This is a genomic window from Bacillus sp. z50 (assembly GCF_058313585.1).
In genome coordinates, this window is record NZ_JBZFQL010000005.1 from 246,910 (window position 1) to 265,230 (window position 18,321).

General features: G+C 35.9%; 17 protein-coding genes. 4 read left to right on the forward strand and 13 right to left on the reverse strand.

Annotated elements, in window-relative coordinates:
- Nucleotides 1–182 precede the first annotated feature (182 nt).
- Nucleotides 183–1,451: an MFS transporter gene (locus AC4G3N_RS15325; RefSeq protein WP_066108425.1), complete on the forward strand. Its 1,269-nt coding sequence runs from the start codon at nucleotides 183–185 to the stop codon at nucleotides 1,449–1,451.
- Between the two features lie 814 nt (nucleotides 1,452–2,265).
- Here the strand turns inward: AC4G3N_RS15325 and AC4G3N_RS15330 are convergent.
- The 3 genes from AC4G3N_RS15330 to AC4G3N_RS15340 are packed head-to-tail and all read right to left on the reverse strand — an operon-like array spanning nucleotide 2,266 to nucleotide 4,161.
- A complete protein-coding gene (locus tag AC4G3N_RS15330; protein WP_066108426.1) occupies nucleotides 2,266–2,997 on the reverse strand; it encodes an ABC transporter permease in 732 nt (243 codons plus the stop codon).
- Entirely contained in the window at nucleotides 2,997–3,728 is a 732-nt protein-coding gene (locus AC4G3N_RS15335; protein WP_066108428.1) for an ABC transporter ATP-binding protein, read from the reverse strand. Before AC4G3N_RS15335 ends, AC4G3N_RS15330 begins: the two co-directional genes overlap by 1 nt.
- 4 nt (nucleotides 3,729–3,732) lie before the next feature.
- The gene (locus AC4G3N_RS15340; RefSeq protein WP_066108432.1) at nucleotides 3,733–4,161 is read right to left on the reverse strand and encodes a helix-turn-helix transcriptional regulator; all 429 of its coding nucleotides are present in this window, start codon (nucleotides 4,159–4,161) and stop codon (nucleotides 3,733–3,735) included.
- A 776-nt stretch (nucleotides 4,162–4,937) separates the two neighbouring features.
- Here AC4G3N_RS15340 and AC4G3N_RS15345 point away from each other — a divergent pair.
- Both AC4G3N_RS15345 and AC4G3N_RS15350 read left to right on the forward strand, forming a co-directional pair.
- Entirely contained in the window at nucleotides 4,938–5,465 is a 528-nt protein-coding gene (locus tag AC4G3N_RS15345) for a sigma-70 family RNA polymerase sigma factor (RefSeq protein WP_491090528.1), read from the forward strand.
- Nucleotides 5,443–6,435, forward strand: coding sequence for a DUF4179 domain-containing protein (locus tag AC4G3N_RS15350; RefSeq protein WP_491090531.1), 993 nt, complete (start codon nucleotides 5,443–5,445; stop codon nucleotides 6,433–6,435). The genes AC4G3N_RS15345 and AC4G3N_RS15350 overlap by 23 nt, the downstream gene beginning before the upstream one ends.
- Nucleotides 6,436–6,502: 67 nt before the next feature.
- Here AC4G3N_RS15350 and AC4G3N_RS15355 read toward each other — a convergent pair whose 3' ends face one another.
- From AC4G3N_RS15355 to AC4G3N_RS15385, 7 genes are all read right to left on the reverse strand, one after another.
- On the reverse strand, nucleotides 6,503–6,739 hold the full coding sequence (locus tag AC4G3N_RS15355) for a DUF3953 domain-containing protein (protein WP_140461953.1): 237 nt from the start codon (nucleotides 6,737–6,739) through the stop codon (nucleotides 6,503–6,505).
- A 183-nt stretch (nucleotides 6,740–6,922) separates the two neighbouring features.
- Nucleotides 6,923–7,114, reverse strand: coding sequence for a hypothetical protein (locus AC4G3N_RS15360; protein ID WP_491090533.1), 192 nt, complete (start codon nucleotides 7,112–7,114; stop codon nucleotides 6,923–6,925).
- 205 nt (nucleotides 7,115–7,319) lie between these two features.
- Nucleotides 7,320–7,808 (reverse strand): tetratricopeptide repeat protein, encoded by a 489-nt coding sequence (locus AC4G3N_RS15365; RefSeq protein WP_490553209.1) that lies wholly within the window; start codon nucleotides 7,806–7,808, stop codon nucleotides 7,320–7,322.
- A gap of 293 nt (nucleotides 7,809–8,101) precedes the next feature.
- Complete coding sequence (locus tag AC4G3N_RS15370; RefSeq protein ID WP_066108434.1) at nucleotides 8,102–8,755, reverse strand: TetR/AcrR family transcriptional regulator; 654 nt, start codon at nucleotides 8,753–8,755, stop codon at nucleotides 8,102–8,104.
- 40 nt (nucleotides 8,756–8,795) lie between these two features.
- The gene (locus AC4G3N_RS15375) at nucleotides 8,796–9,860 is read right to left on the reverse strand and encodes an ABC transporter permease (protein WP_066108436.1); all 1,065 of its coding nucleotides are present in this window, start codon (nucleotides 9,858–9,860) and stop codon (nucleotides 8,796–8,798) included.
- Nucleotides 9,857–10,588, reverse strand: a complete 732-nt coding sequence (locus AC4G3N_RS15380; protein ID WP_066108437.1) for an ABC transporter ATP-binding protein — start codon at nucleotides 10,586–10,588, stop codon at nucleotides 9,857–9,859. Before AC4G3N_RS15380 ends, AC4G3N_RS15375 begins: the two co-directional genes overlap by 4 nt.
- Before the next feature lie 214 nt (nucleotides 10,589–10,802).
- Complete coding sequence (locus tag AC4G3N_RS15385; protein WP_066108443.1) at nucleotides 10,803–11,642, reverse strand: tyrosine-type recombinase/integrase; 840 nt, start codon at nucleotides 11,640–11,642, stop codon at nucleotides 10,803–10,805.
- An 880-nt stretch (nucleotides 11,643–12,522) separates the two neighbouring features.
- Here AC4G3N_RS15385 and AC4G3N_RS15390 point away from each other — a divergent pair.
- Nucleotides 12,523–13,209, forward strand: coding sequence for a hypothetical protein (locus AC4G3N_RS15390; RefSeq protein WP_066108446.1), 687 nt, complete (start codon nucleotides 12,523–12,525; stop codon nucleotides 13,207–13,209).
- Nucleotides 13,210–13,261: 52 nt separating this feature from the next.
- Here the strand turns inward: AC4G3N_RS15390 and rlmD are convergent, their stop codons facing one another.
- From rlmD to AC4G3N_RS15405, 3 genes are all read right to left on the reverse strand, one after another.
- The gene (gene rlmD, locus AC4G3N_RS15395; RefSeq protein WP_066108449.1) at nucleotides 13,262–14,638 is read right to left on the reverse strand and encodes a 23S rRNA (uracil(1939)-C(5))-methyltransferase RlmD; all 1,377 of its coding nucleotides are present in this window, start codon (nucleotides 14,636–14,638) and stop codon (nucleotides 13,262–13,264) included.
- 240 nt (nucleotides 14,639–14,878) lie between these two features.
- Nucleotides 14,879–15,859, reverse strand: a complete 981-nt coding sequence (locus AC4G3N_RS15400; RefSeq protein WP_139892753.1) for a diacylglycerol kinase — start codon at nucleotides 15,857–15,859, stop codon at nucleotides 14,879–14,881.
- Nucleotides 15,860–15,956: 97 nt separating this feature from the next.
- A complete protein-coding gene (locus tag AC4G3N_RS15405) occupies nucleotides 15,957–18,119 on the reverse strand; it encodes a GDYXXLXY domain-containing protein (protein WP_491090537.1) in 2,163 nt (720 codons plus the stop codon).
- Nucleotides 18,120–18,321 lie beyond the last annotated feature (202 nt).

Sequence of the window (18,321 nt, forward strand, 5' to 3'; positions counted from 1 at the left end):
AGGTGTTAATCCTACTAAGCTTCGATAAAGGTATTATGTGAGTATATAAAAAAGAGGAAGGTCAAAATTGTAACTCTCCTTTTTTATAAGGTAAAATAAATATAGAACATACTGATATATTTTTTTGCGAAAGCAAAGGGTTATGGAAAGAAAAAATTATACAGGGACAGGAGGGGTAGAACATGCAACAGAAAAAGAAAAAAATTCATTTTGCTTGGTGGGTATTGTTTGGGTTAGCCATTATGATGGGTGTTGCACGTGGTGGCATAAATAATGCTGCTAGTTTATTTTTAACACCTGTGTCAGAAGATTTAGGCGTTGGTATGGGACAACTTACCCTATACTTGAGTGTCTCTTCCATTGCGATGATGGTATTCTTGCCGTTTGCCGGAAAGATAATGGGTAAATACGATATTCGTATGGTCTTGATTGTATCCATTCTGTTACAAGGTGGTGCATTTGCGTTATTTGGAATGATGAATTCGGTATGGGGCTGGTATTTATTAGCGATTCCGCTGTCTGTCGGTAGTGTTCTTGTGACACAATTGGCAGGTCCCGTTCTTATAAACCAATGGTTTAAAAAACGAAACGGACTAGCCCTTGGTATTATGATGGCAGCGAGCGGTATGTTTGGGGCGATCATTCAACCGAATGTAGGAACGTTAATTGCCTCACAAGGTTGGAGAACTTCTTACATCATTGTTGGGATTGCGGCGATTGTCATTGTAATACCAGTGGTTTTACTGTTCATTCGTATGTCACCACTACAAAAAGGTCTATTACCTTATGGCTTAGACAAGGTAGAAGCTAACGATTCGAAACAAGATGCACAAACGGTAGAAAACAAAGGTGTCACAGCCGCAGTGGCGAAAAAGTCATTGGCCTTTTATGCTCTATTATTCTTTTTATTCTTAATTACCGCGGTTGCAAGTTTTGCTCAATTTATTGCCCCTTACGCACAAAGCATTGGGTATGATGTCCAGTTTGCCGGAAATGTCATGGGTGTGTTCATGTTTGGTGTTTTAGTTGGATCATTGGTGTTCGGTTTCTTGACCGATAAAATGGGTGCAAAGAAAACCACCTTTTTCTCCATGTTCGTCGGATTGATTTCCGTTTTCTTATTGATCTTCATACCAGACAATCCAATGGTATTTTCAGTGGCAATCGGATTATTTGGATTTGTTTCTTCATCAGTTGGAACGCTAGGACCGTTATTGACTACTTCTATCTTCGGCACGAAAGAATATGGCGCCATTTATGGAACGGCAGCATTAGGATTAGCATTAGCAGGTATTACGGCGCTCCCTGCTTATGGGTTTGTATTTGATGCAACGGGCAGCTATCTATACGTGTTATATGCTGTTGCAGGGATGATTCTGTTAAGTGTCTTGTTAATCATCATTGCGTTCAAAGGTAAAGAAAAATTAGAAAAAGCGGGTCAATGGAATTAAGCGATATAGTTAAGGAGTAAGCGAAATCACATCTGTGGTTTCGCTCTTTTTGATACCCTCCTTTTTCACTTGTCTATTAGCAGTTTGCTTTAAACCCAAAGGGAACGTTTTCTTTAGAGCAAGGAAAACGGAAATATTCCCGAATAGAAATCAGCAAAGGGGAGCTAAGAATGAGAGTAGATATAAATACATAGAAAAATATAGCTTGCTTTTATGGGTCTGTATTGGACTTGAAAGGCGAAAGAATTATGAGGATACGACTACCAAATTTTTTTAAATAGTATTACCGATTGAAATCATTAAGAAAATTTTCTACTGCTATATATTGAAAAAGTACAGTACTTAAATCTAATTACAGGGAAAAGAAAAAAGCAGCGCCAAAGGGCAACTGCCTTATTTCAATACTAATTTTGCTACACTTTCCACGTGTGTGGAGTGTATGTGGCAACACAAGGGATGTTGGTGGGTTTATCAACATCTTTACCTGTTTTCGTAAGGATTGTTGCTTTTGTCTAATATTTATTCGAGATATGAAAACAGGCACCTTCAGAAAGAAAGTCGGTATACTTGCTCTTAAACAAACGCCCCCGTTAGTTCAATAAGGAAAAGAGAAGCAATCTTATTCAACAATTGCGCCTTTTAATTGAATAACAATCAGCTTTTAAGCTCATTTTCTAATTTGTCTAAGAAAGTATTTTTTTATTTTCAGCAACGTAACGGAGGCTAGCGCTTTCTATTTCAATAATCAACTTTAACAGAGCTATTAATTTTAATAAAAAAACCTACGTTTAAGTAACGTAAGTTTGATTAACTATTAATTTTGCTGAATTTTATATTTGAAAATAAAAATCGAAAGACTAAAAAGGACAGCTGCATAAACTACCACAACATATAAATGGGGAAACATTGCGCTAAAGTCTTCTGCCACAATTGCTCGAACTAAATCAACAGCGTGGACGAATGGCAGGGCATAAGCGACTTTTTCAAAAGCTCCTCCAACTAACGATAAATCTAACCATGCGCCAGATAAAAATGCTGTTAAGTTAGTTAATAAAGCTCCGCATAAGCCTACTGCTGCCTTTTCGTTAAATAAGGAGCCACATAACAGTCCGATTCCTATGAAAATAGTAGATGTAATGAGTAAGGCAATAAATGCAAATACATGGTTGAAAGATAGCTCCAAACCTAAAAAGTAAGCGGTTATAAAACAAGTAATACTTTGAAGCACAGCAAATATCCCTAAAGGAAGCGTATATCCAATAATAAAATCACTTGCTTTCATAGGAGTAGTTAGCAATCTTATTAAATAAGAAGTAGAACGGTCTTTTCCTAACGTTTGTGCTGCAAAGAAAGCAATGAAAGAAAGGCTAAATACTGCGATGCCAGGTGTCAAATGTTCAATATTAAAAAGTGCTTCTGGAACATTGCGATTAATCGCAGTTAAAATCATAAGTAAAATGATTGGAAAGACTATACCAAAAAATAATGAAATCGGGTCACGTACAATTTCTTTCGTACAACGTCCAGCAAATGCCAATGCCCTCATTATAATTCGCCTCCTGTTACGAAATGCACAAATGCATCCTCAAAGTTTTCTTTACTTGCTGTTGTAAGGAGCTCGTCTACTGTACCTAGTGCCTTTATTTCGCCATCCCTCATAATACAAATGCGATCACACAATGCTTCCGCTTCTTCTAAATAGTGCGTCGTAAGTACAATTGTAGTCGTCTCTCTCAGTTTATTAATCATTGCCCATAGTTCCTGGCGGCTAATAATATCTAACCCTAATGTAGGTTCATCTAAAAATAAAATTTTTGGATCTGCAATGAGAGCCATTGCAATACTTAACTTTCGTTGCCAACCACCGGATAATTTTTTACCACGTTGATGTTCGTAAGGCTGTAGTGAAAACTGGCTAATTAAAGCCTCCGTTTTTTCAATGGACTCATCCTTCGAAAAGCCGTGAATGCGTGCCATTAATAATAAATTTTCGCGCACAGATAAATTTGGTGCAATGGACGTTTCCTGAGGTGAGACAGCGAGTAATCCCCGAATACTTGGCAACTCTTTACTAAGCGAATGCCCAAGTACAAGCGCATCTCCTGAAGTCGGTTTGGCAAGGCCACTTAACATATTGATAACTGTCGTTTTACCAGCACCATTTACTCCAAGGAGTCCGAATAGTTCACCTTGGTTAATCGTAAGTGTCATCGGAGAAACGGCAACTTTTTCTTTAAAGCGTTTTGATAAACCTTGAAGTTCAATTGCAGCACTCATTAATTTATTCCTCCTCTTTTTGATGATTTTTCACCATATTTAAAAACTGTTTAATCATTTTTTCAGGTGCTAACGCCAACCCACGATCCTCATCCCCTATAATAACGACTGAATCACCTGGGGTAATTTGAAAAATTTCACGGGCTTTTTTGGGAATTACAATTTGACCACGTTCCCCTACTGTTGCTGTCCCAAAAAAATGCTGGCCTTTGGGTGGAATATCTATACCCATTTCTTCTGGGTTATGGTTTACTAACGCATCTAAGGTTACTCCGAAGAAATTGGCAATATTCATACTATGGTGTAAATCTGGTGTCGATTCGCCTTTTTCCCATTTTGCAATTACTTGACGTGAAACATTTAATTCTTGGGCTAATTGCTCCTGAGTTAGATTATGACGTTTTCTCATCGAGCATAAATTCATATTAATCATACTTTTCATCCTCTCATATGTAATTATAAATACTATTTTAGTAGTAAATCTACCAACGGAGTATAACATTAATGTTATTATTCGTAGCAAAATGTAAAATGAAAATAGATGTGAATGATAAACCCCACATTCTAACAAACCGTAAAATTTTTAAGACTTTAGCTCTGTTAAAATTGAATGTTAAGAAAAAGAGGGATAGCCTCCTTTACGGCTATCTACAATTATTTAATAAGAAAATTAAATCTACTACTAATTACCACTTAAAATCTTCTCTCATTTTTCAACGTTGAAATTTAACATATCCTAATTAAAATATCTACCTGAGATGCTGACTAAACAGCATCTCAGGTAGATATTTTATAATTCCGTACTTACTTACGATACGGTCTTACCTGATGTAATGCTATACAAGTAAATATTTACTTGACAATATGGACCGATTGTTGAACATAAGTTTAATATCGATCTTCAACTAACCTGCCCCTTTAGCTGCATAACAAAAAAAAGAGCAGATCATACAGCCCTTGATATTGGGGTAAAGCCCCCATTAGTTTAAGTACGTTTCTTCACAAACTTACTTCACACTCTTCATTCAATACAGGAATGCTGCCCTGTTTCTACAATAAGAAACTCAATAAAGATACTCTCTAAGCTAAAAATACGCCTTCTTTCTAACCTCTACTCTCCTATCCTCCATACCGATAAAATAGTATATTTAAAAAAATGAAACTTTTTACCATATAGTCTCCTCTAATGAGTAAAAGGAGGTAAAAGAGTTGGATGAGCTAATATTAATCAAAAAAGCAATTCAGGGAGATTCCGAGGCATTTGGAAATTTGCTAAGTATACATAGTGATCGTTTATATAGAACGGCATATCTGTATGTCGGTAATCGAGATGATGCTCTAGACGTCATACAAGAGACCGCTTATAAGGCATTCTCCTCTATAAGGCAATTAAGGAATGAGGAATATTTCTTAACTTGGATAACAAAGATTCTCATTCACTGTGCGTATGATGTCCAAAGGAAAAGAAAAAATGTGGTTGCTTTGGCAGAACAATTAACCTTACCGAGAGAAAGAAATGAAGAAAAGATAGACCTTGCAGAAGCAATAGGTAAATTACCAGAGAAGCATCGGACGAGTATTATCCTTTTCTATTATTACGATATGAGTTTAAAAGAAATATCCAAAATCTTAGGAATACCAGAAAACACCACAAAAACATATTTAAGCCGTGGAAAGAAACTGTTACGAAAGTTATTGGGAGGGAGTTACTTTGATGGACAAAAACACATTCTCTAATAAAGTTAACGATATTGAAGTACCAAAGGAAGAGGTTTTACAATCAATAAAATTAGGGATTGATCGTGCCGAAAAAGAACAAAGACCTAAGAGAAGGAAACCTATTTTAAAGACTTGGATTATGACAGTTGCTGCTGCGGGAATCCTGATGTCTTCTAGCTTTATCGTCCCCTCTTTTTCAAGAGTTTTGGCGGATGCACCTATAATCGGAGGTTTGTATGCAAACTTTAACGATATGGTTGGAAGGAGCTTAGAAAAGCAAAATCTAGTGAAGGAACTCAATCAGACCTATACAAGCAATGGTGTGGATATCGCGTTAACAAGTGCTTACTATGACGGATATCTAATTGGCATTACCTTTGATGTGAAAGGGAATCTCCAGGAGAAAGATGGATATTATTATGCATTATATGAATTGTTTAAAGGTGACCCGCTAGCCGATGAAACAAAGGAACTGACCACTCTGACGAAAACGAAAGATGGCTATACAGGACATATCCAAATTGTTTATCCATATAAAGATTTACCCAAGAATGATACCATTCCTGTTTCCTTTGAAGAAATAGGAACGAAAAAAGGCAATTGGCAATTTGATGTACCTGTGCAACAAAACCCAATCGAGAAATACGTGTTTAACAACAAGGAAAGCTCGAATCCTGAGGGCGATATAGTATTTAAAGTTGAATCTGTCATAACTGGTAAAGCTTCTACTGCTCTCATTTATAGTGTCACTTATCCAAAGGGAGAATTAGATTCCTCCTTTAGAATGCTGAATATAAACAATAATCGTCCATTAACAATGGGGGGAATGAGTGATGGGAAAATCGATCAAATAAATATTGGCGATAAGTCCACCATTATTAGAAGACTCGTTATTCCAGATTTGTTAGAAGATACAACCTTGACGGTGTGGCCGTCATATGATGAAACTCATTCACCTGTGGCACCAATAAAAATAGATCTCCCATAAATAAAAGGCGTGCATAGAATAATCTATCGCACGCTTTTTGATTTTCATCTTCCGCTAAACTGCCCCTTTACTGATATAAGAATCCCTGAATAGAAACATAAAAAGCAAAACCAGAAACACCGATACACATATAACCCCAAAATGCTTTTTTATCTTTTTGAAGCTCAATTACTCCCGTAGTCAACATCAAAAAACTCAGTGCTATCATTAAATAAGGCATATACTCGAAATTTTCGGTTATTAGACCATATAAAGCTAACACAAGGACACCTATTGATAAAATATTTCTTAATGTTTTTAGCATATTCCCTCCCCTTTTAAAAAGTCATTCCCTCAAGTTTTTGTCTAATCATATCACAATTACATTATTACTTTATTCAAAAACGTAAATTCCTTTTTGAGCTAAACTGCCCGTTAGTAGCATAAAAAAGACCGTCAATTTGACAGCCTTGATTTCAGTTATCGCCTTAGCTTAATTCAACCTTCATCATTTAGATGCTGGAATTGGTACTAGCGAAACTAATTTTAATATCCCAAACGAAATACCAAAGATAATAAATAATTCAATAAATTGGTAAAACCAACCTTCAACAGTTGTTTGTACAGTTGCATTTACTACAAGTAATGTGATAACTAATGCTGTCGCAGACAAAAATAGATTATTTTTGAGAAAAGACAAGATATCCCCTCTTTCTTAAATATTTCCTGGGAGTAGTTGATGAATTTGGTTATTTTTGTTTTTATTGTAACATTTTATGAAAATTAATTAAATCCTTTGTAGAGCTAACCTGCCCCGTTTCTAAAATAAGAAGTTCAACACAAAAAGGCATTAATCCTTCTTTTTGGATCAATGCCCAGTTTGTTTAAGTACAACCTTTCACTTGCTATTTCCACATTTCATCTAATTTATCAGCATAGAAATTAATTGCTTTTTTATAACTCAGTATTTCAGAGTCTGTTGTGGTATCTATCAAGCATTTTAGTAAAAACTCCATAGCTTTTTTATGCTCGCTTAAATTATATAAGGTCATTGAATAAAACACTTGTATTGCTCTATTAGTCGGGAATAATTCTATTCCTTCTAAAAAGACCTTTTCTGATTTTTCATATTCCCCTAAAGTTCTATATGTACTTCCAAGTCCCAATATTGCTCCTTCTAAATCTTTACCTGATAACCCTTGCTTAATAGCCTTTTCATAGAAAGGAACTGCTTTTGACTCTTCTCCTAAAACATCAAAGCTCCAAGCACATTGGTAGTTAATAAACGCATTATCAGGATGTTCCTCTACCATTTTTAGTAGTATGTGATTTGATTCTTTCTTCTTATCCTCTTTTCGTAATTCAAGTGCTTTTACCAATTGTTCTTCATTCAATATTAATAAACTCCTTTTCAAAATGTATTTGATAACAAGTTCATCACATCACTTTGAAAATCCTTCTTCAACTAAACTGCCCCGTTTGTTCAATAAGAAATTCAACACAAAAAGGCATTAATCCTTCTTCTTGGATCAACGCCCCTGTTAGTTTAAGTACAAACATTCACAATGTTTATTATGTGAATTGGCATAATTCCATCATTTTTCTGTATAAAAAGGAAAGGCAGCTAAAATATAGCTGCCTTTAAATGAAAAGAGAGGTTATCCATAATCTTCAAAGAAAAATCCCTCTATTGAGGAGATTGTCCAAGACCATTCAGAATAAAAAATATGGCTTCCTCAATTTCATTTTCGCTAACCGAATGTTTATTTAACAATGCAAAATTAGAAATAAATAATCCACCTATTACAGTGCCTAGCATTTTTAAAATTATTTCATTCGGTATATCTCTAATTTCGCCCCGTTGTTTAAACGCTTCAATCACTTTTATTAAGTGATTGGATCCAACTTCTAAAACAAAGGGAAGGAATTCGTTTCTAAGTTCCTCTTTATAAAATATTTCCTTAATGAACACCTGAAATATTTCTCTATTTTCCGCAAGAAAAGCACTACGATTTGTTAAAAGAACTCTTAAGAATTCCTCAAAAGAACGCTTATCATTCATTAATTCCCTAATGAGTTCATCTGCCATCGTAGGAAAAAAATCTTTTAGAAAAGGAACCATTATAGATAACAATAAATTTTCCTTTGTTCCATAATGTTTGAAAATTGTTCCTTCTGCTACGCCTGCTTTTTTAGCTATTTCAGATGTTGATGTATTTGAATATCCTTTTTCCGCAAAAGAGGTGATAGCAACCTCAATAATTTTCTTTTGCTTAACCGTTTGTTTATTGGATTTTTCAAGTATTTTAGCCATTTCATCCAGTAGATTATTATTAACCATTTAAATCACCATCTTTGCGTAAAGCTGTATCGCTTCCGTATTATAGCTTACGATACTTTTTCAAAGCAAACAAATTTAAAACGATAAATACTGCTGCAAAAGCCAATAGAATATATAGATTACTACTAATTTCAGATAAACTTAAGCCCTCGTACATTACTCCTTTTAATGCATCTGCTGCATAATACAACGGCATAAAGTTTGCGAATACTTGTAGCCAATCCGCCATTCCCTCAATGGAGAAAATACCTGAGAAGAATATTTGTGGCACAATAATAATTGGTATGAACTGAATCATCTGAAACTCGGAACTTGCGAAAGAAGATAATAATATTCCAAGTGACAAGGCTACAAGGGCGATGATGACATTGATTAACATAACAGTCCAAATGGAACCAACTAAAACCATATCTAATACATTTATCGCAAACAAAACGATTATAACTGTCTGTATCAATGCCAGTAAACCATAGCCAACAAGGTATCCTGCGACAATCTCTCCTCTTTTAATAGGGGTTGCTAATAGTCGTTCCAACGTGCCAGTTGTTCTTTCGTTTAATAAGCCTATGCCAGAGATTAAGAAGACGAAGAAGAAGACAAAGAACCCGACTAAAATAGGACTAAAGGTATCAAAAAGCTCTGTTTCACTGCTGCCATAAACATAATTTGTGTTCAAGGAATCTTGTGAGAGCAATTCACTCTGTATTGCGTTAGTCCCCATCAATTTTAATTGCTTTGCTTGAGTATCAATTTGCTTTACTTTCATTTCTAAGCTTTTTGCTATTGTCGGATCATCATTCAGTAAAGTTAAGGTTGTTTGATCGCCTTCCACTTGTAAAAAACCATCTAAATCTTTATCAAGTATCATATCCTTAACATTAGAAACTTTGTTATATTCTTTTACTACAATATCTGCGTCTTCTAATTTTTCGATGATTTGCTGATTCCCATTAGCAACTCCTAAAACAGGATCAACGGTATTTCCATTAAAGACTAGGTTCATTAGTGTTAATACTAATAATGGAGCAACAAAGAGAAGAGCCAATGTACGCTTATCTCTAAGTATTTGCAATAAAATCCTCTTAATAAGTGCTACTGTTCTCATTGTACTTTCCTCCCAGCATCCAAAAATACCTCATCTAAACTATTGACATTATATTGTTCTTTCAATTGGCGAGGTGTGCCAGATGCTATGAATGAACCATCTCTAACCATTGCGATATAATCACATTTTTCGGCTTCATCCATTACGTGAGTCGTTACAATAATCGTTTTGCCTTCCTCGTTTTTCAATCTTAACAGCTCATTCCAAATACTTAATCTTAATTCAGGATCTATTCCCACAGTAGGTTCGTCTAATATCAAAACTTGGGGATCCTGAATTAAAGCGATTGCAAGAGATAATCGACGTTTCATACCACCTGAGTACGCTGACACTCTTTTATTAAGATCTGCGGTCAAGTTAACTAATTGTGCTGCATAGGCAATCCGTTTCTGTTTTTCAGTTTTGTTTAATTTAAAGAGCGATGCGAAAAACATAAGATTTTCTTTACCAGTAAGTGCTTCATATAAGGCATCTGATTGTGCCATATAGCCAATTTTTTGCAAGATGTTTAAATTAGGCATTTTTTCACCTAATAAATGGACGTAACCTTCATCAGGAAAATCCATTCCAACAATCAACTTTATCAAGGTTGTTTTTCCTGCTCCTGAAGGCCCTATAAAACCATAGATACTACCTTGTTTAATATCTAAGTTGATATCTTTTAATACCACTTTTTTGCCGAAACTTTTCGTTACTGCTTGTATTTGAATAGTATTAGTTTCATTCATTATGTAATCCTCCTTTCAAAAGTGAGCGTTTACTCACTTAGGTTGATTATAATTCCAAGTTAACTGGTTTTCAATAAAAAAGTGAGTAATTACTCACTTTTTTTAAAGGGTTTATATATTATATTTCTTATGCAACTAACCTGCCCCTTTAGCTCTATAAGAGGTTCAACATAAAAAGGCATTAATCCTTCTTGGATCAATGCCCTTGATCGTATCAGAAAAACTTTTTATATAACTCCCTTCGCAATGCCCCACTTAAATAAGCGTAAATTTTAGTCGTTTCGCTCTTTTCGTGTCCCATCAAATTTTGAATGACTTCTAAAGGTGCCCCATTATTCAATAAAGTAGTGGCATAACTATGTCTCAACTGATGGGGGTGAATACTTTTATTGATGCCAGATCTTTTCGATATCTGTTTTATGATATATCTCATTTGAGCTATGCTCATACGATGAGGAGCACGTACGGTTACAAATAAAGCTTCTTGATCATCTGTTCTCTCATCCAGGTACCTCTTCAACCAGATATCACACCTAGTATTAAAGTAAACTTCTCTTTCTTTATTTCCCTTACCTAAGACAATTACGGACTGGTTAGAAAAATTAATAGATTGTCGATTCAAATTAACGGCTTCCCCAATTCGACAACCGGTTGAATACATAAACTCGAACAATGCATTTTCTAATGTTGTATCACAAGCTTCTCTTAAATGCTCAATTTCTACTTCAGTTAAAAACTTTGGTATGCGGACATCTAGTTTCGGTTCCTTAATTTTCGCGGCTGGATTACCATTCAGGACATTTACATCTTGAGCCCATCTAAACAACGACTTTATAAAACGTATCCTATGACTCAGGCTAGCAGCCTTTAATTGATCAGCAACATTCCCAAGATAAAGCTTTAATGAATCGGTGGTTATTTCATCAAGGGATCGATCACCGAGATTCCGGATTAACAAGTTTAATTGGACATTATAGGCTTTTAAAGTCTGAAATGAATATCCTTGGATCTGTTTATCAGCTTTATATAAATCCCACGCTTCAGATAGTATCATCCTATTACTCTCCTAATCTATTTTTATCAGTATAGACAAATAGAAAGGAAGTAATACTCCAATTTTATTAAATGATTTCTTATGAAACTTTTTTATAAAAGATAAGATTTATAAGGTTTTATTTAAAAACCACGAGGGCAATTCTATTACTTAACTCCACAGGTACTACAAATTTTTGTAGAAAAATTACTTGTAAATCTAGTGAGGAAATTAGGATTAAGTATCACTTCGTAATTCCTTTGTAAGAAACGAAAAAAGGCAGTGCCCCCTATTTAGAGGGCTTACTGCCTTATTTTAAAATAAGTTGCGAGACACACTCTACGTGTGTGGAATGTATGTGGCAACACAATGGGATGTTGGTGGGTTTATGTTCAACAGCTTCTCTCTGCAGACATTAATAGTTAAAAATTAAATTACAGAGATCTGCACTTATAGTTGAGTAAGGAAAGGTACAATAACAATCGTTACAGAAGAATTTAAATATAATTAACGAAATATATTAAATATAAAAATATTTTTGTCTATTTATTCACATAAGCTTGAAATTATATTATTCTAATATAGTAAAGGTGATTAGGTTTTTTCTTTTGTTGTTCTCAATACTTCCTACTATCACTTTAATAAAGTTACTAGCTCTTCTTTTGTTCAAACATATCCATTTAATCAGAATGGCCATTAGCAGGAACCTTACAAGTAATATATAGAAATCCCTACAGTTTGAATCTACTACTTAAGTAGATAGGAAATATTTCCTTTTTTATTCTAGCTTTCATTTCTTTTTTTCATTGTTATTTATTTTCTTCCCTTTAAGAATAAATATTTCACAACAAAATAACACCGCTCACTATAATTTAAAAACATCTATGAAAGGAAGAACATCGTGCCTAAAGTTAAATTATTTATTATTGGAGCAGCTTCTACAGCAATTCTTGTAGGATTATTTTTAGTGTTTTTCGGAGACTCTGAAGCAAAAGAAACGATTATAGCCCCACTAGGGAAAGACATCTATAAAATTACTGAATTAGAGGTTGGAGCTATACAAGATATCGTTAAAGAGACTTACATAGCAGGTAACCCAGTGACAACTACTATTAAACCTGTTGATAAACAAGGGAACTTTTTCTATAACGAGGTTATGGGAATGCAAAAGGTAGTTGAATTGAAATATAAGGCCATAGTTAGATGGGGGTATAAAGGTGAGTTTGATGAAAAAACAGTAGAATACAATGAGAAAGAGAAGATACTAACAATTAAAGAGCCTCAACTAACTGCATTTTACGCAAAAGAATTAGTTGAATCTGATGAAAATTTAGGCTGGGTACAATCCATACTCTCTCCGACTTCCTATGATGAAGCAAAAATATATGATGAACAAGCTAACACAGTTATCGAGCAGACAATTAGAGATAATATTCAAACAGGTAGAGAAAAAGTGCAAGGTCATTTAAAAGACGAAATAAACAAATTAATTGAAAATGAAACAATCAAAGTTCCTATCAGAGATATCAAGTTCGAAGAATCGGAAGAAGAGCTAGATTTAGTTAACAAAGAACTAGAAGATCTTTAAATCATTAGAATGAAAATAAGGATAATAAGGCAGTGCCCTGTGGGGCACTGCCTTATTTCAATACTAATTTTGCTACACACTCCACGTGCATCGTTTGCGGGAACATATCCACAGGCTGCACTTCCACCGTTTGATATCCATGCTCCTCCAAATACATTAAGTCACGTGCCAATGTTGCTGGGTTGCAGGAAACATAGACGACTTTTTTCGGCTTCATTTCTGCGATGGTGTTTAAGAGATTTTCGTCACAGCCTTTACGTGGTGGATCGACAACTAATACGTCTGCTGTGATTCCTTCTTCGTACCAGGCCGGGATGACGGTTTCAGCACTGCCTACCGAAAAGTCGACATTGGTGATGCCGTTTAGTTCTGCGTTCTTTTTGGCGTCTTCGATTGCTTCTGGGACGATTTCGACTCCATATACCTTTTTGGCTTTTTGTGCTAAAAATAAGGAAATTGTACCGATTCCGCAATAAGCATCAATAACCGTTTCGTTACCTGATAGATTCGCATACTCCAGCGTCTTATCATAGAGAACCTTCGTCTGAGTAGGATTCACTTGATAGAAGGAACGCGGAGAGATGGCAAATTTAACATCACCGATATAATCATAGATCACTTCTGCTCCCCATAATACTGTTGTTTTCGACCCAAGAATAACATTTGTCTTCAAGGAATTCACATTCTGAATAATGGATTTAACCCCAGGAACTGCATCAATAATCTCTTTGATGATTTCTCTCGCATGCGGGAGCTCAGGTGTTCTTGTTACAAGGACAACCATAATTTCACCAGTCACTTGTCCATGACGTACCATAATATGACGAAGCAATCCTTTATGATTCCGTTCATCATAGGCACGGACACGGTACTTTTCGCAAATATTCTTCACTGTGCGGATCGTATCGTCGTTTTCTGAAACCTGAATCAGACATTCATCCATATTAATAATTTCATGTGAACGTTTAGCATAAAAGCCGGCAACTAAGCCGCCTTCCATTTCTCCAACAGGTACTTGGGCTTTATTACGATAGTTCCATGGCTGTTCCATACCAAGTACTGGATGGACCGGTACATCAGGCAGTTTTCCGATTCTCGCCATAATTTCCCGAACCATTTTTTCCTTTGCTTTCAGCTGGCCTTCATAGGATAAATGCTGAAGCTGGCAGCCTCCGCACTGACGATAAATTGGACAGGGAGGCTCTACTCGATCAGGACTTTCTTCCAATAGCTCCATCAAGCGGCCAAAGGCATAGCCTTTATTAATTTTGGTCACTTTAATGCGGGCTTTTTCTCCCGGTAAACCAAACGGAACAAAAATAGGATACCCTTCCACTTTTGCAACTCCGGAGCCTTCATGAGTCAGATCTTCAAATACAACATCTATATAATCATTTTTTTGAATTGGCGCTTTTTTCTTTTCAGTCATTCTTTGCTAACCTCGATTTTTTATTGAGTACTCATGATTGTATCATAAAACAGGACAGACAGATAATCCATGGATTTTACCATAAAGTGAAACTTTGCTCAAACGGGTTTTCATTCATCTCCCATTGAGGAGTAATTGACTACTCGGGTTCTGCTGGCGCTTATCTTCCAATTTAACTTCTGCTTACGTTTAATATAGAGGTGTCTATGCTAGTTTGAACGGGATAAAAAAACCAACCTCTTAAAGAAGTTGGTCTAAATCTGGCTTCTCAAATACGGCATCGTCTGAAACAAGTATATGCCGATCTGTTATTTTCTGCTTTTCGTGTACGCTTTCCGGCACGAATACATCCAAATGACGATAGAGGTTAACAAATTCAGCAGGTGCCAAACCGCCAAACTCTCCATCTAAATTTAACTGCAGCTTTTCGGATGAATGTACTTTAATGCGGTTCGCCTTCACATATATCACAGACGGATCATGAATATGCTCTCCTCGTAAAGCCAACGCTGCGATCCGTACAAAATCTGGCAGGTTAATTTTCTTTAGAATTAAAAGCGTAAACATACCATCATTGAGGGAAGCATCTGGTGCTAAGCGTTCAAAACCAGCAACTGAGTTCGTGTTAGCAACAAGGAAAAGCATTGCATCACCTTCAAACAGTTTACCGTCATATTCTATTGACACCGGAGTCGCCTTAAGAGACGGAAGCAACATTTCCAACCCTTTCATATAATAGGCCAGCTGTCCCAGTCTGGTTTTCAGCTTGCTTGGCACTTCATATGAAAGCTCGGTTAAGCGGCCACCAGCTGCTATATTGATGAAATAACGATTATCCATTTTTCCAATATCAATTGGAATCGTAAGCCCTTCTGCAATAGTTTCAGCAGCTTCAAGTATCGATTTCGTTGATATACGTAAAGCGCGAGCAAAATCATTTGTGGTACCTACTGGGATAATTCCCAATTTAGGTCGGTATTCCTGTTCGGCCAATCCATTTACCACTTCATATATCGTTCCATCTCCACCCGCTGCAATAACCACGTCATAGCGCCTTTCCACAGCAATTTGTGCCGCTCTTGTCGCGTCGCCCGCTCCAGTAGTTGCATGACAGGAAGCTTCATATCCAGCCTTCTCTAAAATTTCCAAAACCTCAGGTAACTGTCTTTTAAATGCTTCTTTCCCGGAGGTAGGATTGTATATTATCCTTGCCTTTTTCATAATCAATCATCATCCTATATTACAAATTCGGAGTTAATATATCTGTCAAAAAAAATACCTCTACTATTATACATCCGTGATAAAACAATTGCTAATTTTACTTATCTTCGGGCAGATTTGATGATACACTGATCAAAATGGCATCCCCATTACTGCCGACTTTTATATTTGCATATTTAGCATTCTGTTCTACTTCTATCCCCGTGCCTTCTTCAATGAAAAAATTCTCAATGCCATAGGTAATCGTATTTCCATTTGCTTTTCCTGTAACAATCACTTGATGGTCATCTGTTCTTTCTTTTTTAGCTTCTTCTATAGTATCATATATCCCTTTCATTTGATAAATCCCTTTTGAATTCTTTTCCACAAGCACATATACACGATCATAACGTTCATCGGAATCTATCTGGCTAATATTATAGGATAATTGAACATAATCCCCCTGTATAATAGAACGCGGGTCAACCGGCTCTACTTTTAAGATAATATCTGTCCCATTCCGTAAGATCGTTTCCTTCTGAAAAATAATCACGATCAGGATGATTAGCTGAACGAATACAATTGGTACCCATTTACGCACACTCCTTAGGACAAATTCGAATCGCCCCGTGCTATTGTTTCTTTCTGTTTTCTTATCCAGATAAATTGCTATAAAGAAGAATATTGCTCCTACAATCGCAAAGGTAATCGACTTATGGAGCAGTGTCCAAAATAAATCATAGTATTTATAAGCGAGGTATCCGATCAGATAAAGAATAGCGGCATACTCTAACCAGTGATTTCTTTTATATACAACACGGTATGTAAAATAAACCAGGAAGAAAAGATAACTGAAATTGTAAAGGTAGTAAAGCACACTGTTTTCCGAGAAAAATGTAAGAATGAGCCAAAGTGTCAGAATCGCAACCAGGTTCCATCCTTTTGTATATGGATTTTTTAACCAAAAGTAAAGTCCAAAGGCTAATGCAATCAGTAGTATGACGACCAACTCACCTGATATTCCTGAGAATAATTCATAGAGCAGAAGTACCACTGCATAAATCGTCCCACCTAAACCCAATGGGTATATGATTCTCTCTCTTTCACGCCAGGTTGTATAGCCAATCAGGAGTAAATAGATGATTAGAACAACGCTTGAGTGATACCACAGAATCGAAGATGAAATAAGCCAGCCCGTCAACATCACTGTGTATCGAAGAATGGAATGCTCTCTGCCAATATGACTGCCAATTGGAACGAGAATGACCATACTCACCATTAACCATGCGATATCCTCACCTAATCCAATCAAATAAAGCATACCGATTAAAGAGGAGGATAAAAGTAAAACTGCCAGGAAAACAAAGACTAGCTTAATAAGTGTTGGGAGAAAGTTATTTTCATCATTTGTTTTGGAAGCAGTGAATTTAGCCAGCCATTTAGAGCCCAAAATAATGAGGGTGATTGCAATAAGTAACCCAACAAAATATGCTAAGAATCCATTTATCCATGATGAAACCATGATAAACTGCGCTATGAGATTAATTGAAATTCCTAAAGAAACAATGACAATAACTACTTTATTCTGTCTGTTATTCATATAGTCATAGAAAATCCAGCCCGAAATGAGGGCAACTGCCAGATAGACAAAGATCCCGATATAAGAAAAAGCATGCTCCTCATTAAATAAATAGATAGATGTCCACCGGATAGTCAGTTCAATAGATAATAACTGAATCCAGGCGCTGGATAAATAAGAAATAAGCCTTGGTCCTCTTTTTGAGAAGCCATACAGACAAGCAATGTTTAACATAATGACTCCCAGAAGAATTAATGTGTGCTCTGTATCACTTCTATCAATCCAGCTATTTAAAGGAAAGAAATACGTGTATACCGTTATATTCAAAAGTATGTAGGATTGAACAAAAAATATCGGATATTGGGTAAACACAGCTAACAGGACAGAGGGAATCAGCCACACTAAAAATAATGTATAGCTATCAGCGTGTGAATTATATACCTGCCCCAAAAGTGCTACCACTACTCCAAATGCGATTGATCCTCCCCAGAATATCCAGGCTCCTACGTCCTGCTGATGCTGCTTCCATTTTGAAAAGCCATAGCTTACTCCGTAAAATAAAAGCATTAAAATTACGATTAATGCTATTTTCACATAGCGGTCCATTCCTCCCCAGTTGGCCGCAAAAAAATAAATGATCGCGCTCAACCCAAAGAGCAGCCCAATCAGGTAACTTGTTTTCGTCATCTTTTCATACTTCAATCCTTTCACCCCTTTTCTCTATCATGTATATTCTTTCTACTCATCAAAAAAACCTCCACCTTACCAAAGTTGTTAACGCCTAAATAACTGACTAATCTGAAAATATGTATATATCTACCATATCAAACTTTCCGACAGAGAGGAACCTAAAAAAGCCGACAAAGACTGTTGGCTTTCCAGTGATACTTAAAAAGCCTCCCAT